This window comes from Dyadobacter sp. CECT 9275 (assembly GCF_907164905.1).
Taxonomy (GTDB): Bacteria; Bacteroidota; Bacteroidia; order Cytophagales; family Spirosomataceae; genus Dyadobacter; species Dyadobacter helix.
Window position 1 is genome coordinate 1712488 of the sequence record NZ_CAJRAF010000002.1, and the last position, 15739, is coordinate 1728226.

Here is a 15739-nt window from a genome sequence, read left to right on the forward strand (position 1 = left end):
AGTATGTAATTAAAAAATTACATACGGTTTTCCAATTGTTAATATAATTCCATATCATTAAAAAAAAAACACTGGCTTGTCCTAAACAAATTCGCCGATGCCTTGGGCATAGCGTTGGGATTACCTGCTGGGTAAGTCCGATAACATGGTGCTCGACAAAAAGAACCTCCAACGCCTGCATGATATTGAAAATCTTTCTGATAAAGATAAATACAATATCTTCTGTACCATTGACAACCTGATCAGGGCGGTTAAACTTAAAAATATCGCAGAACTGTAAAGGCAAACGCCCCGGGTGACCCAGGGTGTTTGCTACAATATCTTCGTCTAATTATTCCAACACATGAGTTTCTGCTGCTTCTACCAAATCTCGAATAGTAAATTCCTTCTTTCCGAAAGAATCATTGCTAAAAGAAAGCAAGCTTGGTTCAGAATGAAAGTATTCATGAAATTTAAATTTACTTATATCAACTTTAAATCTTTCAGCAAACGCCGCTATTAGATCACTGGCGTCATCTCCTGTAATACCCAAATCTATCTCTAAGTTCTTATGAACGTTAAGATTATCTATTTCAACACTTGCAATCTCATTCAGAAATAGAAACACCTGTTCCTGTAGTTCCTTATTATTCATTTTCTCATTCATTGTCAAAATGTGATTTCACGTTTTCTTGCTGTTGTTGTATTAATTCGTTCGGAATGAAGGAGCCCGACATTTGTCCCGTTTGCAAAAGTCGGTTTTGATCTGCCAAAGACATATTCTGAAAATTAGTGTTTGCTGTATCTACAATATCATATACTGTAATAGCCATACTTGCTCTAGCAAGACCAAAACCTAGCCATCTACCCACATACCTACCTACTAAATTGGTCCGAAGACGAACCATCTGACCGTTGATCATTCTAGTGTGGGTAAAAAGTCTCTTAGACATGACATTTTTATACCTTAAAAGCTTTTGTAACCTTTGGCTTTCGGCCAACTTATTGCTTAAGTAGGAAATAGGTGTGGTTACTTTGGACGCGTCGCCAACAGTAGCTTTACCTAGCCACTTTTTGGGGATTTCAACAGCTGGAAGACCTACACCCAGCCCAATTGCATGTTCCCAGCCGGAGAATGTAGATTCTTGATTTCTTTGACCATAGACAGTCGCCCCTTTACCATCTCCATTCAACACCATGCCACTACTTTTATCATATGTATAAAGCGATTTACTGTCTCTGTATTCGTCATACTTTTTATCACTCGGGCAAGTCGGACAAATAGCTATGGCGTTACCCCCCAAAGCACTGGCCGGACTTAAACCATACAAATCAACATAATTAACAGGGCTATTATAAGCATAATGGTACGGACTCCAGGCTTCCTGCTCATCGGTTAAAGGATCCCCCCCCCCCCATCTCCCAATCTCCGCCATATACATCCTGGCTCCATAATCCAGCCAGCCCGTTTCCGGCTGTTTTTCCTTGCCGTTGTAAAGATACTTATTGGTAACATCATTGCCCGTTTTGGTTACCGGTAAGCCAAAAGCATAATATTCCGTTTCCTGTAATACGGTACCATCTTCTTTTAATACCTGCCGCACATTGCCCAGGTGGTCACGGAAGTAATAGTTTGCTTCATACACACCGGCACTACTACGTATGAGCTGGCCTTCTTCCAAGCCCACACGGAGCAGCGTACCACTCAGGGTATACTCAAAAGCGCCCGCATAAAGCGTACCGGCAGCCGGAGAGGTCATTTGTAACTTGGCCCCACCGGCATCGTATACATACTTCACGGTACGGCCGGTGAGCGCTACCTGAGCGGGGAGGTTCAAAGGGTTATAAGTTACGGTAGCCCCTTTGGTGCCGTCGGAAGTCATATTGCCGTTCTGGTCGTACGCAAAACTGCTGGTGCCTGTTTTTACACCGTTTTCATTTCCGGAGCCGTCAGTTACAGACACAAGCCGGTTACTGGTATTGGTAGTAGAAGGGATGGTATAGTTATAGGTAAGATTGTCCGTAACAGCACCCGTTCTGTTTAATGTTTTTATATTGCCATTTTTGTCATAGGTGATACCGTTTTCCTGGTTGGGAGAGCCGTTCGCAGAAGTGAGCCGGTTGGAGTCGTCGTAACTGATGGGATTAAAATTACCTGTGTTGCCTTGTGTCTGCCAGGAAAGGCTGCTGATGTTACCATTGCTGTTATATCTCAGGTTAATTTCAAAGGTTTTTCCCTCATTATTTTTGGTGGTGTACAGCCAGCCACGGGCTGTATATTTGTATCCTATTTCCTGGACATTGTTATGAAACTTTTTACCGGCATTCATACCTACCTCATTATAAGTATTGGCCACATGGGTGTAGGCTTTCTTTTCAACATTATCTTCGAAAAAAATGTGTGTGGTGGATAACAGCCGGTTTTGCTGGTCATAAGTAAAAGTTTTATCCAGCCTGTACTGAATAGAGCTGGTTAACTGTGTGGTACGCTCATGGGTAATATTACCTGCAAAATCCAGCTTGTAGGAAACCCGCTCCACTGCGTTTTCACCCAGGCCAAACAGCTGGCGGTGTATTTGAATCACCCGGCCCTTCCGGTCGTAGTAGGTCACCGTCTTGAGCCACTTCGTGTCCAGCGTACCATCATCCTTCAGCACCCTGGCGTTGGTTCCTGTTACCAGTCCTTTACTCGAAGTTACCTGAGGGTTATTAACAAAGTGATCGTTATCGGTGAGACTAAAATCACTGTTATCGAAGTTCTGAAAAGGTCCGTAACTGTAATCATCGTAATAGGTATAAAGTAATGCATTTTCATTGCCTCCAAGTACGATACCCATCTCAGTCTGCCGGTTAAAACCATCGTATTTGTAGTAAAATTTTTGCCCCCTGCCATCCGTCATGTAATGAAGCATGTCGTTAGTATCGTAATACTCCATGGTAAAGGTGTCCTGGCCAGGCACTTTTTTGGTCATCATCCTGCCCTGGGCATCGTAGGTATATTGAAATGCGTATCTGCTCAATTTATCAGCCTGGGAGGCGGTCCCTGCATCATACTCGGGTTGCAGGACATACCTCAACTGCCCTTTTGAATTATAGACATAGTAGGTATATTCCTGACCAGCGGTTCGCTTAAGAACTACCCTTCCGTAACGGTCAGTGAATTCCTCAACTTTTTTACCATCTTCATCTAATATTTTGTTAACATTCAGGCTGTTGTCAGGATAGTATTCTGTTTGTACAAGGTCTCCTGTCCCGTTAAATTTGTACCATTTAATATCCCCATGCAACCCAACTTGATTGGTATGATACTCCTTTTTTATGCCTGTTGAAACACCCGGCGCTTTTTGTTCCGATACACGGCCCAGCGGGGAATTGTCATAAATGGTCTCGGTCCAGAAGTTTTCGGTAGGGTCCCCTACAGCGGAAGAGTTGTAAAAAGCACCGCTGGCACCACTCACATACCTGCCGTCCGCGCTATTGACGGCAACCGGTAAAAACTCTTTTGACTGGAGGTATACGCTGTTATATTCAACACGGCTAACCATATCCTTGTAGGCCGTATTGCCTGAAACAAGTACCGTCTGGCTGGTCTTTCCGAGTCCGTCCAGGTAGGTGACCTGCGTCTGTACCTGATCCGGATTCCCCGCGTATTTAGTCTTATCCGGGATGGTTACGGTTGCACCCGCAGTCTTGTAATTTCTGGAGAGTACATAGTTTTCCGTATTACTCTGAGCATACGAGACATAGGAACAAATGGCAAAATGCAATAGCAAAAGGTAAACAATCTTCATAGAGGGAGGATAGTAGAAGGCTGGAACCACTTCAGGTTGTGCCAAATTAGAAAAAAATATACATTTGATTCAACTATTACTAGAATTATTTTTACAATAAATAACCAATTAGTTACAACCCTCTGATGAACAAACAGTTACAAAAAATTTTGTTATTCCTTTATTTAAGTTGGTCAGCTAATCCACTGTGGGCCACGCACATTATGGGGGGTAACCTGGAGTTGAAGGCATTGGAAAGTGTTCCCGGTAAGTATAAAATTATTCTAAAAATTTACCTGGATCTGGCAGGCACATCCGATGCCGAGTCCGATCATGCGGTACGTATATATAGAAAATCAGACAACACTCATTTGACAACTATCAAGGTTCCGCTAATATCCAGGAAGTCGGTCATCTATGAGAATGAAACCTGTACCGAAAAACAAAGACTAAAAGCGCTTTTCGCTCTATACGAAACAGAAATAACCCTGGATCCAAATAAGTATAATGATATTCAGGGCTACTATTTGAGCTGGACTAATTGCTGCCGGAATGGTGCTATTGTGAATCTGAAGGACCCGTTGATAACAAACAGCCAATTGACAACATATTTTCCCCCGCTGTTGAAATCCGGCAAACTATTTTTGGATTCGTCCCCTTCTTTCAATGAATTAGATGGTGCCTATATCTGTGTAGGAGAGCCCTTCTATTATCCCTTTAATGCAACTGACTCAGACGGAGATGAATTACGTTATTCCCTGCGGAGCCCAGGAGGTTACAATACAAATACATCCGGAACGGCACAATGGGTGAGCGGATACAGTGCCGAAAATGCCATTCCGGGAAATCCTGCCCTTCGCATAGATGCCAAATCTGGGGAATTATTTGTGGTTCCAAGTCAATTGGGCCTTTTTGTTTTTTCGGTCGTAGTGGAAGAATTAAGAAATGGCGAGGTGATTGGCTCCGTGCAGCGGGATTATCAGTTATATGTTGTTGATTGTCAGCCTGTTGCACCACCGGACCCCACAATACTGATTGACAACCAGCTTGTGAGTGAAACATCTGTATGTGAAGGGAAATCCATTACGCTTACTGCCATTGCAGATATGTCATGGAACTACCAATGGAAGAAGGACGGCAAGATTATTGAAAATGCTAAAAGTGCTACATTACAGGTGTGGGAAAGCGGGGAATATCAGCTTGTAACATCCTTATCTGGTGCTTGCTCAAAAACAAGCCGTTCCAATAAGGTAAAAATTGACGTAGTCAAATCAAACTTTGCTCTGAAAACCAGCAGCCCGCCGGTTATCTGCGCCAGCGGCGGAAAATTGTCCATTTATGCCATCGCTAATGATAACTATTCCTATCAGTGGTTCTTGAATACCAGCCCTATTCCGGGCACTTCCGATTCACTGGTCGTCACGGTCCCTGGAAGTTACCATGTGACTGTTACCGACCAGGTCCAGGGATGTAAATCGTTGTCAGATACAATGGATATAAAATCCGTTCCACTTCTAACGGTCACTCTTGCATCTGTTACAGGACAACTTGCTCTATGCCAAGGAGATTCATTATTATTACAATCAACAGAAAGAAGTGATTTTGAGTACACTTGGTATTTCAACGATCAGAAAATCAGTGTAGCAGGCAATGCATTTTATGCAGACGAAGCCGGAATCTATACCGTAGTGGTAAAAGATTCAACTGGTTGTGAGAACCAGTCAAGCCCACTGAAAGTCGAGCGGGCAGAAAATGTAGTTATCTCCATGAGTCCAATAGATCCAATGTGCGGAACAGACCACCCGCCTGTTACTCTTTCAGCAAATCCAACAGGCGGAGTGTTCAGCGGAAATGGTGTATCAGGAAATACATTTGACCCCAAAAAAGCTGGAACAGGGATACACGAAATACAATATTCCCTGGAAGGTTCTTTGTCTTGTACTCAAGTTTCAGACAAGCAGCACATAGCGGTATGGAAATTGCCGGAAGCTGATGCAGGAAGAGATATTTATGTGCGGGAAGGAGAAAGTTCCTATATAGGAATTGTTGGGAACATCGATTATACATACAGCTGGTCACCACCCGAAGGGTTGGACGACGCGGCAAATCCGAGGCCTCGTGTTACCCCGGTTGAAGATACGGAATATACTGTACAAGTTACCGACCCGAATGGCTGTACGTCCCATGCAAAAGTGACAGTCAGGATATTTAATAAGCTGCTGATTCCTGACGCCTTTACACCCAATGCGGACGGTAAAAATGATACCTGGGAACTCAGCGGAATAACTTCCTATCCTGAGGCAGAAGTGACCATTTACAATCGTTGGGGCGAGGTTGTATTTTATTCAAAAGGATATGAAAAAGCTTTTGACGGACGCATTAAAGGCGTTGTGCCACCTTCGGATGTGTATGTATATAAAATAAAGCTAGATAAAGTAACTCCAGTACAACAAGGGACACTGATGCTTTTGAGATAAAGTTCAGGATTTGGCGCAGGTCACGAAAACCGTATCTTATCCCACAGTTTTTTACTCACTACCTGCCCTATCACCTGCTCCCGGTAGTTTCTGCTCATCGGGATCCTGAATGATCCAATAAATATCTCATTTCCTTCAATACCTTCTATTTTATGAATAGAAACAATATATGATTTATGCACACGGATAAACAGATTGCTGTCCAGGCTTTGCTCCAGGTTTTTAAGATAGAGCAATGTCATAAATTTACCTTTGTGCGTATATATGGTGACGTAGTTCTGCATTCCCTGGATATAGAGGATATCATTCAGCAGAACTTTCTCATATTTGCTGCCGCATTTGATAAAGAAATAATCCGCTTCCTGGTCTGCTTGTCCATGATCCGCAGACAGTGATCTCCTGACCAGCTGATGATAATCCTTGGCCTTTCTGGCCGCCTTAAAAAATCGGTCGAAAGTGATCGGCTTAAGTAAATAATCCAGTACGTTCAATTGGAAACTTTCGAGCGCATAACTGGGAAACGCGGTGGTGATGATCACCATCGGCGGATTCTGTATAATTTTCAGGAAATCGATACCATTCATTTTGGGCATCTGGATGTCCAGGAAAATCAGGTCGATCTGGTGCTCGTCCAACAATTTGATCAGTTCAACAGGATTTTCACAGGTCTGGACCAGATTCAAAAAATCGACTTCCCCTACGTAACTGGCAATCCCTTCCCTTGCAAGCGGCTCATCATCAACAATTACACAGTTTAACATGGTATGCGGGCTTTATTATTTCCGGATATTTTCTCAAGAAACTGCGGTGCTTCCAGTTTGGAAAGGTTTAAGTGCAAATCTACCTCAAAACGTTCCGGATAACTTTGTATATTCAGTTCATATCGGCCCGGATAAACCAGATCCAGCCTTCTTTGTACATTCCGGATGCCGATTCCGCCGTAACTGATCACTTCATGATGGGCGGTAGCGGAAGCGCTGTTGGCAATTGAAAAATCCAGGTCGGTATCATTCAACCGTATCGCCATTTTAATCCAGTTGGGTTTGTCTGTATGCTTTGAAACATGTTTAAACGCGTTTTCAACAAAATTCATCAGAATGAAAGGAGCAATGCCCAAATGTGCCCCGTTGTCCGGAGCATTAAACACAACTTCCACATTTTTATTTTGCCTTAGTTTTTCCAGCTCAATAAAGTTTTCGAGATAAGCGATTTCCTTATCCAGAGGGATTTGTTGATCGTTACTTTCGTACAACTGATGGCGCAGAATTTCCGAAAACTTGGCCAGCGAAGCCGACGCCATATCCGGATTTTTATGAATAAGAAAGAATATCGAGTTGATGGTATTAAACAGGAAGTGCGGATTAAACTGGTACTTCAGAAATTTCAGTTCCGTTTCCAGATTTTCCTTTTCCAGCAGTACCTGCCTGCGCTGCGTTTGTATCCAGTTTTTTGTCAGTTTAATACTCATGGCCAGTGTCATACTGGCCAGTGTGGATGGGAAAGCGTTGCTGATAAAAAAATAAAAACAATTGGTGGACCCATACAGTTGATCCATCGTTTTACCGGCAACCGCGGAAACCAGATAGTAACCCGGAACGATCAGCCAGGAGGCTGCAATCACCGTGAGTGCAAGAAAAACACCATACTGCCAGAACCTGCCCTTTTCAAGATATCTCGGAATGAGATAGTACAGGTTAAAACATACGGCCAGTATCTGGAAAGCCAAATAGAACAGAAACTTGACCGAAAAAGCTGTTAACAGTATGCTTTCGGCGGCCTTTACAGGATTTCCGATCGCAATTACCCACCAGAGATACTGGTAGGCACACCAGAAGGGGATGTGGTAAAGTTTATATCTGAAGAACCAGTGCCCGTCAAAATTATTCGGTGTAAATGCTGTCATTGGGTACACGTTTATCTGATCACGGCTCTGTCCTGAATTGCCTGCCGAAGCAACCGGTTTTGCGTTATCTAAAATACTTCATTTCCCAAAATAGACAATACGTTTGGATTTTATTTATCGGGTATACCAAACCACTTAAATAATTGACGAATGGTTCTCAAAATGATATGGAATGCAGGAGCCCGAGTTTTGGTTTGGAATACCTGAGAATGCCGGGTTCCAAAAAACAGAAACCGGCCAATGCATCCATTCAGTCTGCACGGCCGGTTTCTGCTCCACTTAGTTCATGATCATATTGTGCGGATCAATAACAAACTTCTTGGCCGCACCTTTGTCAAAATCGTGGTAACCACGCGGTGCATCTTTCAGACTGATCACCTCAACATTTACGGCTTTGGCAATTTTAATTTTGTCATATAAAATGGCATTCATCAGCTGGCGGTGGTATTTCATCACCGGGCATTGACCGGTGTAAAAAGAGTGGGATTTGGCCCAGCCAAGCCCTATTCTGATACTCAAGCTACCTTCCTGTGCTGCCTTGTCCTTTGCGCCGGGGTCTCCGGTAACATACAGGCCGGGAATACCGATTGCACCACCGGCACGTGTGACGGCCATGGCGGTATTCAGAACGGTTGCAGGCCTTTCCTCGGCAGCATGTGCACCATGCCCTCTTGCTTCAAATCCTACGCAATCTACAAAACAATCTACTTCGGGGATACCGATAATGGCCGCAATCGCCTCTTCCAGCGGTGTATCCTGGGTAAGGTCAATCACCTCACAGCCAAAGCTTTTGGCCTGTTGCAGCCTTTCAGGGATCATATCCCCTACAATCACTACCGCCGCGCCGAGCAAATGGCAGGAGGCCGCACAGGCCAGCCCTACCGGGCCCGCTCCTGCCACATAAACAATGGAACCTGGCCCTACCCCTGCCGTAACGGCTCCGTGGTAGCCCGTCGGGAAAATGTCCGACAGCAGCGTAAGATCCTTGATGTAGGCCATGCCCTGGTCTTTGTCAGGGAATTTCAGAAGGTTAAAATCGGCATAGGGAACCATCACATATTCTGCCTGCCCGCCTACCCAGCCACCCATGTCCACATAACCATAGGCCGCGCCCGGACGTGCCGGATTCACATTGAGGCAGATTCCCGTTTTTCCTTCCTTGCAATTTCTGCACCTGCCGCAGGCAATATTAAAGGGTACCGAAACCAGGTCGCCCACCTTGATAAATTCCACATCCCGGCCTGCTTCCAGTACAATTCCAGTGATTTCGTGGCCCAGTACAAGGCCCGCCGGGGCGGTCGTACGGCCCCTGACCATGTGCTGGTCACTACCGCAAATATTGGTCGAAACAATTTTGAGGATTACTCCATGTTCGCATTTACGGTTACCAATAGCAAGTTTTGGGTATTCAATCTCCTGGACGGCTACTTCTCCCGGTTTAATGTAAGCTACTCCATGATTCTGGCACATAGGTTCAAGGTTTATGTTCTTTGATAATTATAAAGATATCTAATAATTATTAAATTAAAGAACACATTCTTTTTACTCATTTTAATAATAATACTAAAAATCAAAGTGATAGTACCAAAATATAGCACTTCCGGGAATCATGGGGAGAAATCTGGAAGAGGCAAAAAGCATCGGATACGCGCAGGAAAATGAAAGTTTAAACTATCTTTATCAGGTGACCAGCCCCTTATTTATCCTGGTTCACGCAAATGATATCATGGGCATAAGAGCAATTATAACCGGTGCAACCGGAATGGTGGGAGAAGGCGTCCTGCACGAATGCCTGAAAAATGACCTGGTGGAAGCGGTACTCGTGATCAACAGAAAACCATGCGGCGTTACGCATTCTAAATTAAAGGAAATAATTCATCCGGATTTCTATGATCTCTCGGCCATCGAAGCGTTGCTTTCAGGCTACAATGCCTGTTATTTTTGTCTGGGGGTATCTTCGGTAGGCATCGGGAAAGAAGCTTATTTCAAGCTGACACACACCCTTACCTTACATGTTGCCGGTGTACTAAGCAAACAAAACCCCGACATGACCTTTTGTTATATCTCAGGCGCTGGCACAGACAGCACCGAAAAAGGCAGCGGCTGGGCCAGCGTGAAGGGCAAAACGGAGAACGATCTGATGAAATTGCCATTCCGGGCGGTTTATGCATTTCGCCCCGGATTTATCAAACCAATTGAAGGGCTCTCCAGAACACATCCTTATTACAAATATATCACCTGGCTTTTCCCGATTGGAAGAGCTATATATCCCGCAGGTTTTTGTACCCTTCGGGAGCTGGCCGCGGCGATGATCCGGGTAGCAGACAACGGTTACTTTAAAAAGATAGTTGACGGAAAAGACATTATAAAACTGGGGAAAGAAGCCTGACATTCCGCCAGCCCGATACCTTTCGGGAGCCATAAAAAACATTTATAACGAATCAGTTGACTTATCGGTGAGCCGTGCTCCTGTTCTAATTAAAAAATATAAACGTCCATTATTTGGACTAGATATAAATAAGAATCTATCTTTGTGTCTTCTTCCATGGATGAAGGCCCAATATGCGTAACGATTATACAACTGACATTTCTACGATTAAAATTGATGAGGATTCCTTCGTGGACATCTATAATCTTTATTGGGAAAAGGTTTTCTCAGTTTGTTATGCCAATCTGGGAGACGAGGAACCTGCCAAAGGTATGGTCCAGGAAATTTTCAAGTCGCTTTGGGAGCGTAAAGATCAGCTTGAGATCACCCAGTCGGTGGAAAGATATCTGCTGCGGTCTGCCAAATTAAAGGTTTTTGAATATATCCGAAACAAAAAGATAAGAGAGCAGCATCATGAAAGCATTGCTGCCAGGCAGGTTCAGGCTGTTAACTATACCGAAAACGAAGTCATGCTCAGCAGCCTTTCAGACCGGCTCCGTTCCCTAATCGAAACCCTGCCGGGCCAATGCCGTAAGGTATTCAGAATGAGCAGAGAAGATGGATTATCCAATAAGGAGATCGCATCGGCATTGTTTATTTCCGAAAGAGCCGTTGAGTACCACATCACTAAAGCCGTTACCTCCCTGAAATCCCGGCTGACGGAATATTCGTTCTGATTTTCTCACCCAGTTGCTTCGGAAAATCAGGAGATATGCTACTTTTACTAAAAAGTACTTCCGCAAAGGCGAAACGAGCATTTTCATGAAGGTCAGCAAGGAACTTATCGAAAAATATCACGAGGGAAAATGCTCTCCCGAGGAAAGTACCTTAGTCGAAAACTGGCTGCTAGACGATGATGAAACAACGTATGTTTTCCCTGAACTAAGCGCAAGTAAGGAAGAGATACGGCTGGAAATCTGGGGAGATATCAAATCGGTTTTGCCATCCGAAATCAAAAAATCGGAATCCCGCGTATTTCAGGTCAGGTCCGTTCAATGGGCCGCCGCCGCCAGTATTGCCGTTTTCATACTGGCCTTTATTTCCTTAAACAGGACGGATAAATCTCATTATTCCCGGACCAATATCAGCTCTGTTAATCGTTCCGAATCACTGAACCGTGAAATTTTATCCGATGACTTTACCATATCCTTAGGACCGCAAAGTAATGTTAGGATCAACCCTGGCACCGGCCTGGTTGACTTTTGCGGAACGCTTAAGATCAGTCCAAAAAAAGATATGAGCCTGTCTTTTAACGATGTATGTACGGACACAAAAGGAAATACGGAGAAAATGAGTTTCAAGAAGGGTGAAACCTATATTGCCCTCAATTATCGTCATGAAAAAACGAATGAAGTAATTGTAATGGAAGAAAAATTATTAATGGGCCTGCCGCCTGTACTTAAGAGGCAGATCATGGACCAGTTTAATATTTGAAAATTCTGCCGATATCCATGCGTGCTTCTGGCAACTTTCTGATTTATATTGTTTTTGCATTATTGACTTTCAACGCACTGCTGGGATGTTCAGATTCGCCTACCAATGATAAAAAAAGGTTCAGCATTTATGTGATGGCCAAGGATGCCAGCGAATATATTATCAGTACCAACGACCTGTCGCAGGGAGAAGTTGACCCCGTCAAAACCGGAGCGAAGGTTTCGCCCCCGCAAATCTGGTATGACCTTATTGTGAAGGATGGAAGTTATTTTCGGGTCAACCAGAAGACAAACTTCTTCGTCAGGTTTAATATCAGGAATAATGAGTTCATCCCGACGGATTCTGTTAAACTAAGTCAGTTTTCTTACATCGATACTTACAGCTGGCTACATCCTGACTCGTTGCTGCTGATCTCGTATAACCGGAAATCCGAAAAGGTCAGGTATGCAAAGGTGAATACCAGAACCCTGGAAGCTTCCACCGGAGACCTTGCCATTCCATTGCCTGTTCCGCCCTATAATTCCATGTCGGTAGGTTTTACAGATGTATGGCATCAGAAGCTTTTTGCAGGATATACTTACCACAGTACCCGCATTCCGCAGGGATATACCACTAGTGACACCGCCTATGTGGCAATAATGGATTATCCTTCTTTCAAACCCATTAAGACATTAAAAGATACGCGGTCTACATACCCAGGCGGCACCAACACCGCGCAGCCTAACACCTTCAGGGATGAAAAAGGGGACTTCTATTTCCTGGCCTGCCCAGGTGTGGCTTTAGGTAACCATCCTGGCAAGCCTACTGCATTGTACAGAATCAAAGCTGGCGACGAAGTACTGGACAGTTCCTATTTTTTCAATATATCCGCCTCTCCTATTCAAAATCATGCTTATGGGCTCTGGTATATCGGGAATGGGAAAGCCATTATCCGGAGCGAAAGAAAGGGCCTTTTCAAAGGGATGGAAGACCATTATAAGGTACCTCATGTTGCGTTCCATGTGCTCGATCTGGCCACCAAAACTGTAAAAAAGCTTGACCTGCCGCTGGACAAAGGCACTTCCCGCAGATGTGTGCTGGTTGAAAAGGGGCTGGTATATATTTCGATCAATTCGGATACCCAAGGGAACTATATATGGATGTATAATCCAAAAGACCATAGTTTAAAAAAGGGACTGAAACTCGCGGGAAACCTGGATTATATCCTGAGAATCGAGAGATTATACGACTACTGAGTACCCTGGCGACCACCTCTCTGAAAAAATCTGCTTTTTTTTGCTCTCCCCACCTTCGGTTTGCGGTAAGCTGTGCAACTAGGTTATGAAAAACCGGCAATCCCGGTTTTGCTATCTAATCAGTTACCGCAATGCATTCAGGCCGTTTTTTTTACCTTGTGTTTTTCTGTTTTATACTTCATATCTCCCATCGGACCCTTGGGCAAACCACTGCGGTCGTAAGCGGTGTTGTTCAATCCGAAGAGGGAAACGCACTTCCCGGTGTGAGTATTCTGATCCCGAACACTATACTCGGCACGGTTACGGGTACCGATGGTTCCTTTACATTAAATCTTCCCCAAGCAGGAAATTACACGCTTAACCTCTCCTCAGTAGGGTATTCCAGCCAGTCCAGAGATATAACCGTCAAAACGGATAAAGAACTGAAAATCAAATTCATTTTAAAGCCCGACGCCAAAAATATGGCAGAGGTAACCATTCATGGTAAAACGGAAAATCAGGAAATAAAGGAGCAGGCTTTTAATGTGAACGCTATTGAAACCAGGCAATTTGCAAACACTACCGCCGACCTGAATCAGGTACTGAACCGCACGGCCGGGGTGCGGGTACGTGAAGAAGGGGGCCTGGGCTCCGACTTTAATTTTGCAATTAATGGTTTGTCAGGAAAGGCCATAAAATTCTTTATAGACGGTATCCCTACCGAAGTAATGGGCAGCTCAATGTCGCTGAATAACATCCCCGTTAACCTGGCCGAACGCATGGAGGTATACAAAGGGGTGGTGCCCGTCAGCCTGGGGTCCGACGCGCTCGGCGGCGCGGTGAACATCATTACCAGCCAGCGGATAAACAACTATCTGGATGCAAGTTACAGCTATGGATCCTTTGATACCCAACGGCTCGCACTGACAGGCCAGTATACCACAGCAAAAGGGCTGATTGTAAAAGCCAGCGGTTTTGCCAATCATTCGGACAATAATTATCTCATGCGCGGCATGGAGATATGGGATGAGGCTCAATACAAGTATGTCAACAAGGATTTCCGACGGTTCCACGACCAGTACCGGTCGGCCATGGGTCAGTTGGAAGCAGGTGTCATAAATAAAAAATGGGCCGATGTGTTATTCCTGGGTTTTTCATATTCAGGAACAATGCAGAATATACAGACCGGCACCCGGCAGGATGTGGTATATGGAGGAGTTACCAAAGATGGCCATGCCTACAATGCATCGCTTCGTTACCGGAAAGACAACCTTTTGGTTAAAGGACTGAACGCAAATGTGTTTGCTTCAAGATCAGTCGACAACTATGTGGTTACCGATACTTCCAGCTATAAATATTACTGGGATGGCACAAAAGTAAAAACGAGCCTTGCAGAAATAAACGCGTCCAGGTCAATTACCCGTATCAACCGCCCGAGAACATTCCTGCGCGCCAACCTGGGGTACCAGTTATCCGACGTGCACTCTTTCAACCTGAACTATACCTTTGATCACCTGAGAAACGAAAATTATGACGAACTGATCACAGACCATGCCGATATACCCGGTATTCTGAAAAAAAATATTGTTGGCGCGGCCTACCAGCAAAACTTACTGAACAACCGCCTCACCAACACGTTCTTTGGCAAATTCTATGGCCTTAGTATTCAGCAGTCCAGATACATTTCAGTTACAGGAGAATACAACAAAGCGAATGATTCCCAAAACTATTATGGATATGGTCTTGCCAGCCGGTTTAAGATACTCGCTGATCTGGGAGTGAAAGCATCTTTTGAAAAGGCATATCGTTTGCAGGAGGTGGGTGAAATGTTCGGTAATGGCTATACGGTGGTTGCTAACCTGGATCTGAAGCCGGAGTCGAGCCAAAACCTGAACATAGGTACTTACTACGGATTCAATGTAGACAAACACCGTTTCTTCATCGAGGGCTCATGGTTTTACCGCAATGCCCATGACTTCATTTATGCGGTGGTTTATAAATCCAATTCAAGTGTGAGCCGGTATGAAAACACTTCCAAAGTTAAAGTGAACGGTCTGGAGGGTGATCTGAAATACAATTATGGCGACCTGCTCTATATCAATGCCAACCTGAGCTATCAGAAAGCCATTAACAATACTAAATATTCGCCCGGTTCGTCTGGCAGTACTACCGAGGCCACGTATCTGAACAAAATCCCCAACCAGCCCTGGCTTTTCGGAAACGCTGACCTGATCATCGGCAAAAATAATATCCTGGGTAAAAATTCCAGAATGCAGCTTAACCTGGGAACACAGTATGTCCACTGGTTTTACCTCACCTGGGAAGCCTTCGGTAGCAAAGCCAGCAAAAGCACCATTCCCGACCAGTACATCCATAACGTTTCCGTCTCCAATTCCTGGCAGAACGGCCGCTACAATATTTCCCTGGAATGCCGCAATTTCACGAACAACCTGGCCTTTGACAATTTCCGCCTTCAGAAACCCGGAAGAGCATTTTCGGTTAAGCTCAGATACTTCCTCAAATAACCTAATCCG

Annotated in this window: 12 protein-coding genes; 7 read left to right on the forward strand and 5 right to left on the reverse strand. The window is 44.4% G+C overall.

Annotated features, from left to right (window positions below):
• The first annotated feature begins 145 nt into the window (after positions 1–145).
• Positions 146–280, forward strand: coding sequence for a hypothetical protein (locus KOE27_RS29860; RefSeq protein ID WP_255573796.1), 135 nt, complete (start codon positions 146–148; stop codon positions 278–280).
• A gap of 51 nt (positions 281–331) precedes the next feature.
• Here KOE27_RS29860 and KOE27_RS14975 read toward each other — a convergent pair whose 3' ends face one another.
• Entirely contained in the window at positions 332–646 is a 315-nt protein-coding gene (locus tag KOE27_RS14975) for a DUF1493 family protein (protein ID WP_215239669.1), read from the reverse strand.
• Positions 639–3770, reverse strand: a complete 3132-nt coding sequence (locus KOE27_RS14980) for an RHS repeat domain-containing protein (protein ID WP_215239670.1) — start codon at positions 3768–3770, stop codon at positions 639–641. Before KOE27_RS14980 ends, KOE27_RS14975 begins: the two co-directional genes overlap by 8 nt.
• Before the next feature lie 203 nt (positions 3771–3973).
• Between KOE27_RS14980 and KOE27_RS14985 the strand changes: the two genes are divergently transcribed.
• Positions 3974–6226: a gliding motility-associated C-terminal domain-containing protein gene (locus KOE27_RS14985; RefSeq protein ID WP_215239671.1), complete on the forward strand. Its 2253-nt coding sequence runs from the start codon at positions 3974–3976 to the stop codon at positions 6224–6226.
• A 20-nt stretch (positions 6227–6246) separates the two neighbouring features.
• Here the strand turns inward: KOE27_RS14985 and KOE27_RS14990 are convergent, their stop codons facing one another.
• The 3 genes from KOE27_RS14990 to fdhA all read right to left on the reverse strand — a co-directional run bounded on the left by KOE27_RS14990 (position 6247) and on the right by fdhA (position 9599).
• The gene (locus KOE27_RS14990) at positions 6247–6987 is read right to left on the reverse strand and encodes a LytR/AlgR family response regulator transcription factor (RefSeq protein WP_215239672.1); all 741 of its coding nucleotides are present in this window, start codon (positions 6985–6987) and stop codon (positions 6247–6249) included.
• The gene (locus tag KOE27_RS14995; RefSeq protein WP_215239673.1) at positions 6981–8129 is read right to left on the reverse strand and encodes a sensor histidine kinase; all 1149 of its coding nucleotides are present in this window, start codon (positions 8127–8129) and stop codon (positions 6981–6983) included. Before KOE27_RS14995 ends, KOE27_RS14990 begins: the two co-directional genes overlap by 7 nt.
• 279 nt (positions 8130–8408) lie before the next feature.
• Positions 8409–9599, reverse strand: a complete 1191-nt coding sequence (gene fdhA / locus KOE27_RS15000) for a formaldehyde dehydrogenase, glutathione-independent (protein WP_215239674.1) — start codon at positions 9597–9599, stop codon at positions 8409–8411.
• Between the two features lie 256 nt (positions 9600–9855).
• Between fdhA and KOE27_RS15005 the strand changes: the two genes are divergently transcribed.
• From KOE27_RS15005 to KOE27_RS15025, 5 genes are all read left to right on the forward strand, one after another.
• Positions 9856–10518: an NAD-dependent epimerase/dehydratase family protein gene (locus KOE27_RS15005; protein WP_215241615.1), complete on the forward strand. Its 663-nt coding sequence runs from the start codon at positions 9856–9858 to the stop codon at positions 10516–10518.
• A gap of 173 nt (positions 10519–10691) precedes the next feature.
• Entirely contained in the window at positions 10692–11234 is a 543-nt protein-coding gene (locus KOE27_RS15010) for an RNA polymerase sigma-70 factor (protein ID WP_215239675.1), read from the forward strand.
• 85 nt (positions 11235–11319) lie between these two features.
• Positions 11320–11991 carry a hypothetical protein gene (locus KOE27_RS15015; RefSeq protein ID WP_215239676.1) on the forward strand — a complete coding sequence of 224 codons (672 nt, stop codon included), beginning with the start codon at positions 11320–11322 and terminating at the stop codon, positions 11989–11991.
• Entirely contained in the window at positions 11988–13226 is a 1239-nt protein-coding gene (locus KOE27_RS15020) for a DUF4374 domain-containing protein (protein WP_215239677.1), read from the forward strand. The genes KOE27_RS15015 and KOE27_RS15020 overlap by 4 nt, the downstream gene beginning before the upstream one ends.
• Before the next feature lie 131 nt (positions 13227–13357).
• Positions 13358–15730, forward strand: coding sequence for a TonB-dependent receptor (locus tag KOE27_RS15025; RefSeq protein ID WP_215239678.1), 2373 nt, complete (start codon positions 13358–13360; stop codon positions 15728–15730).
• The last annotated feature ends 9 nt before the right edge of the window (positions 15731–15739 follow it).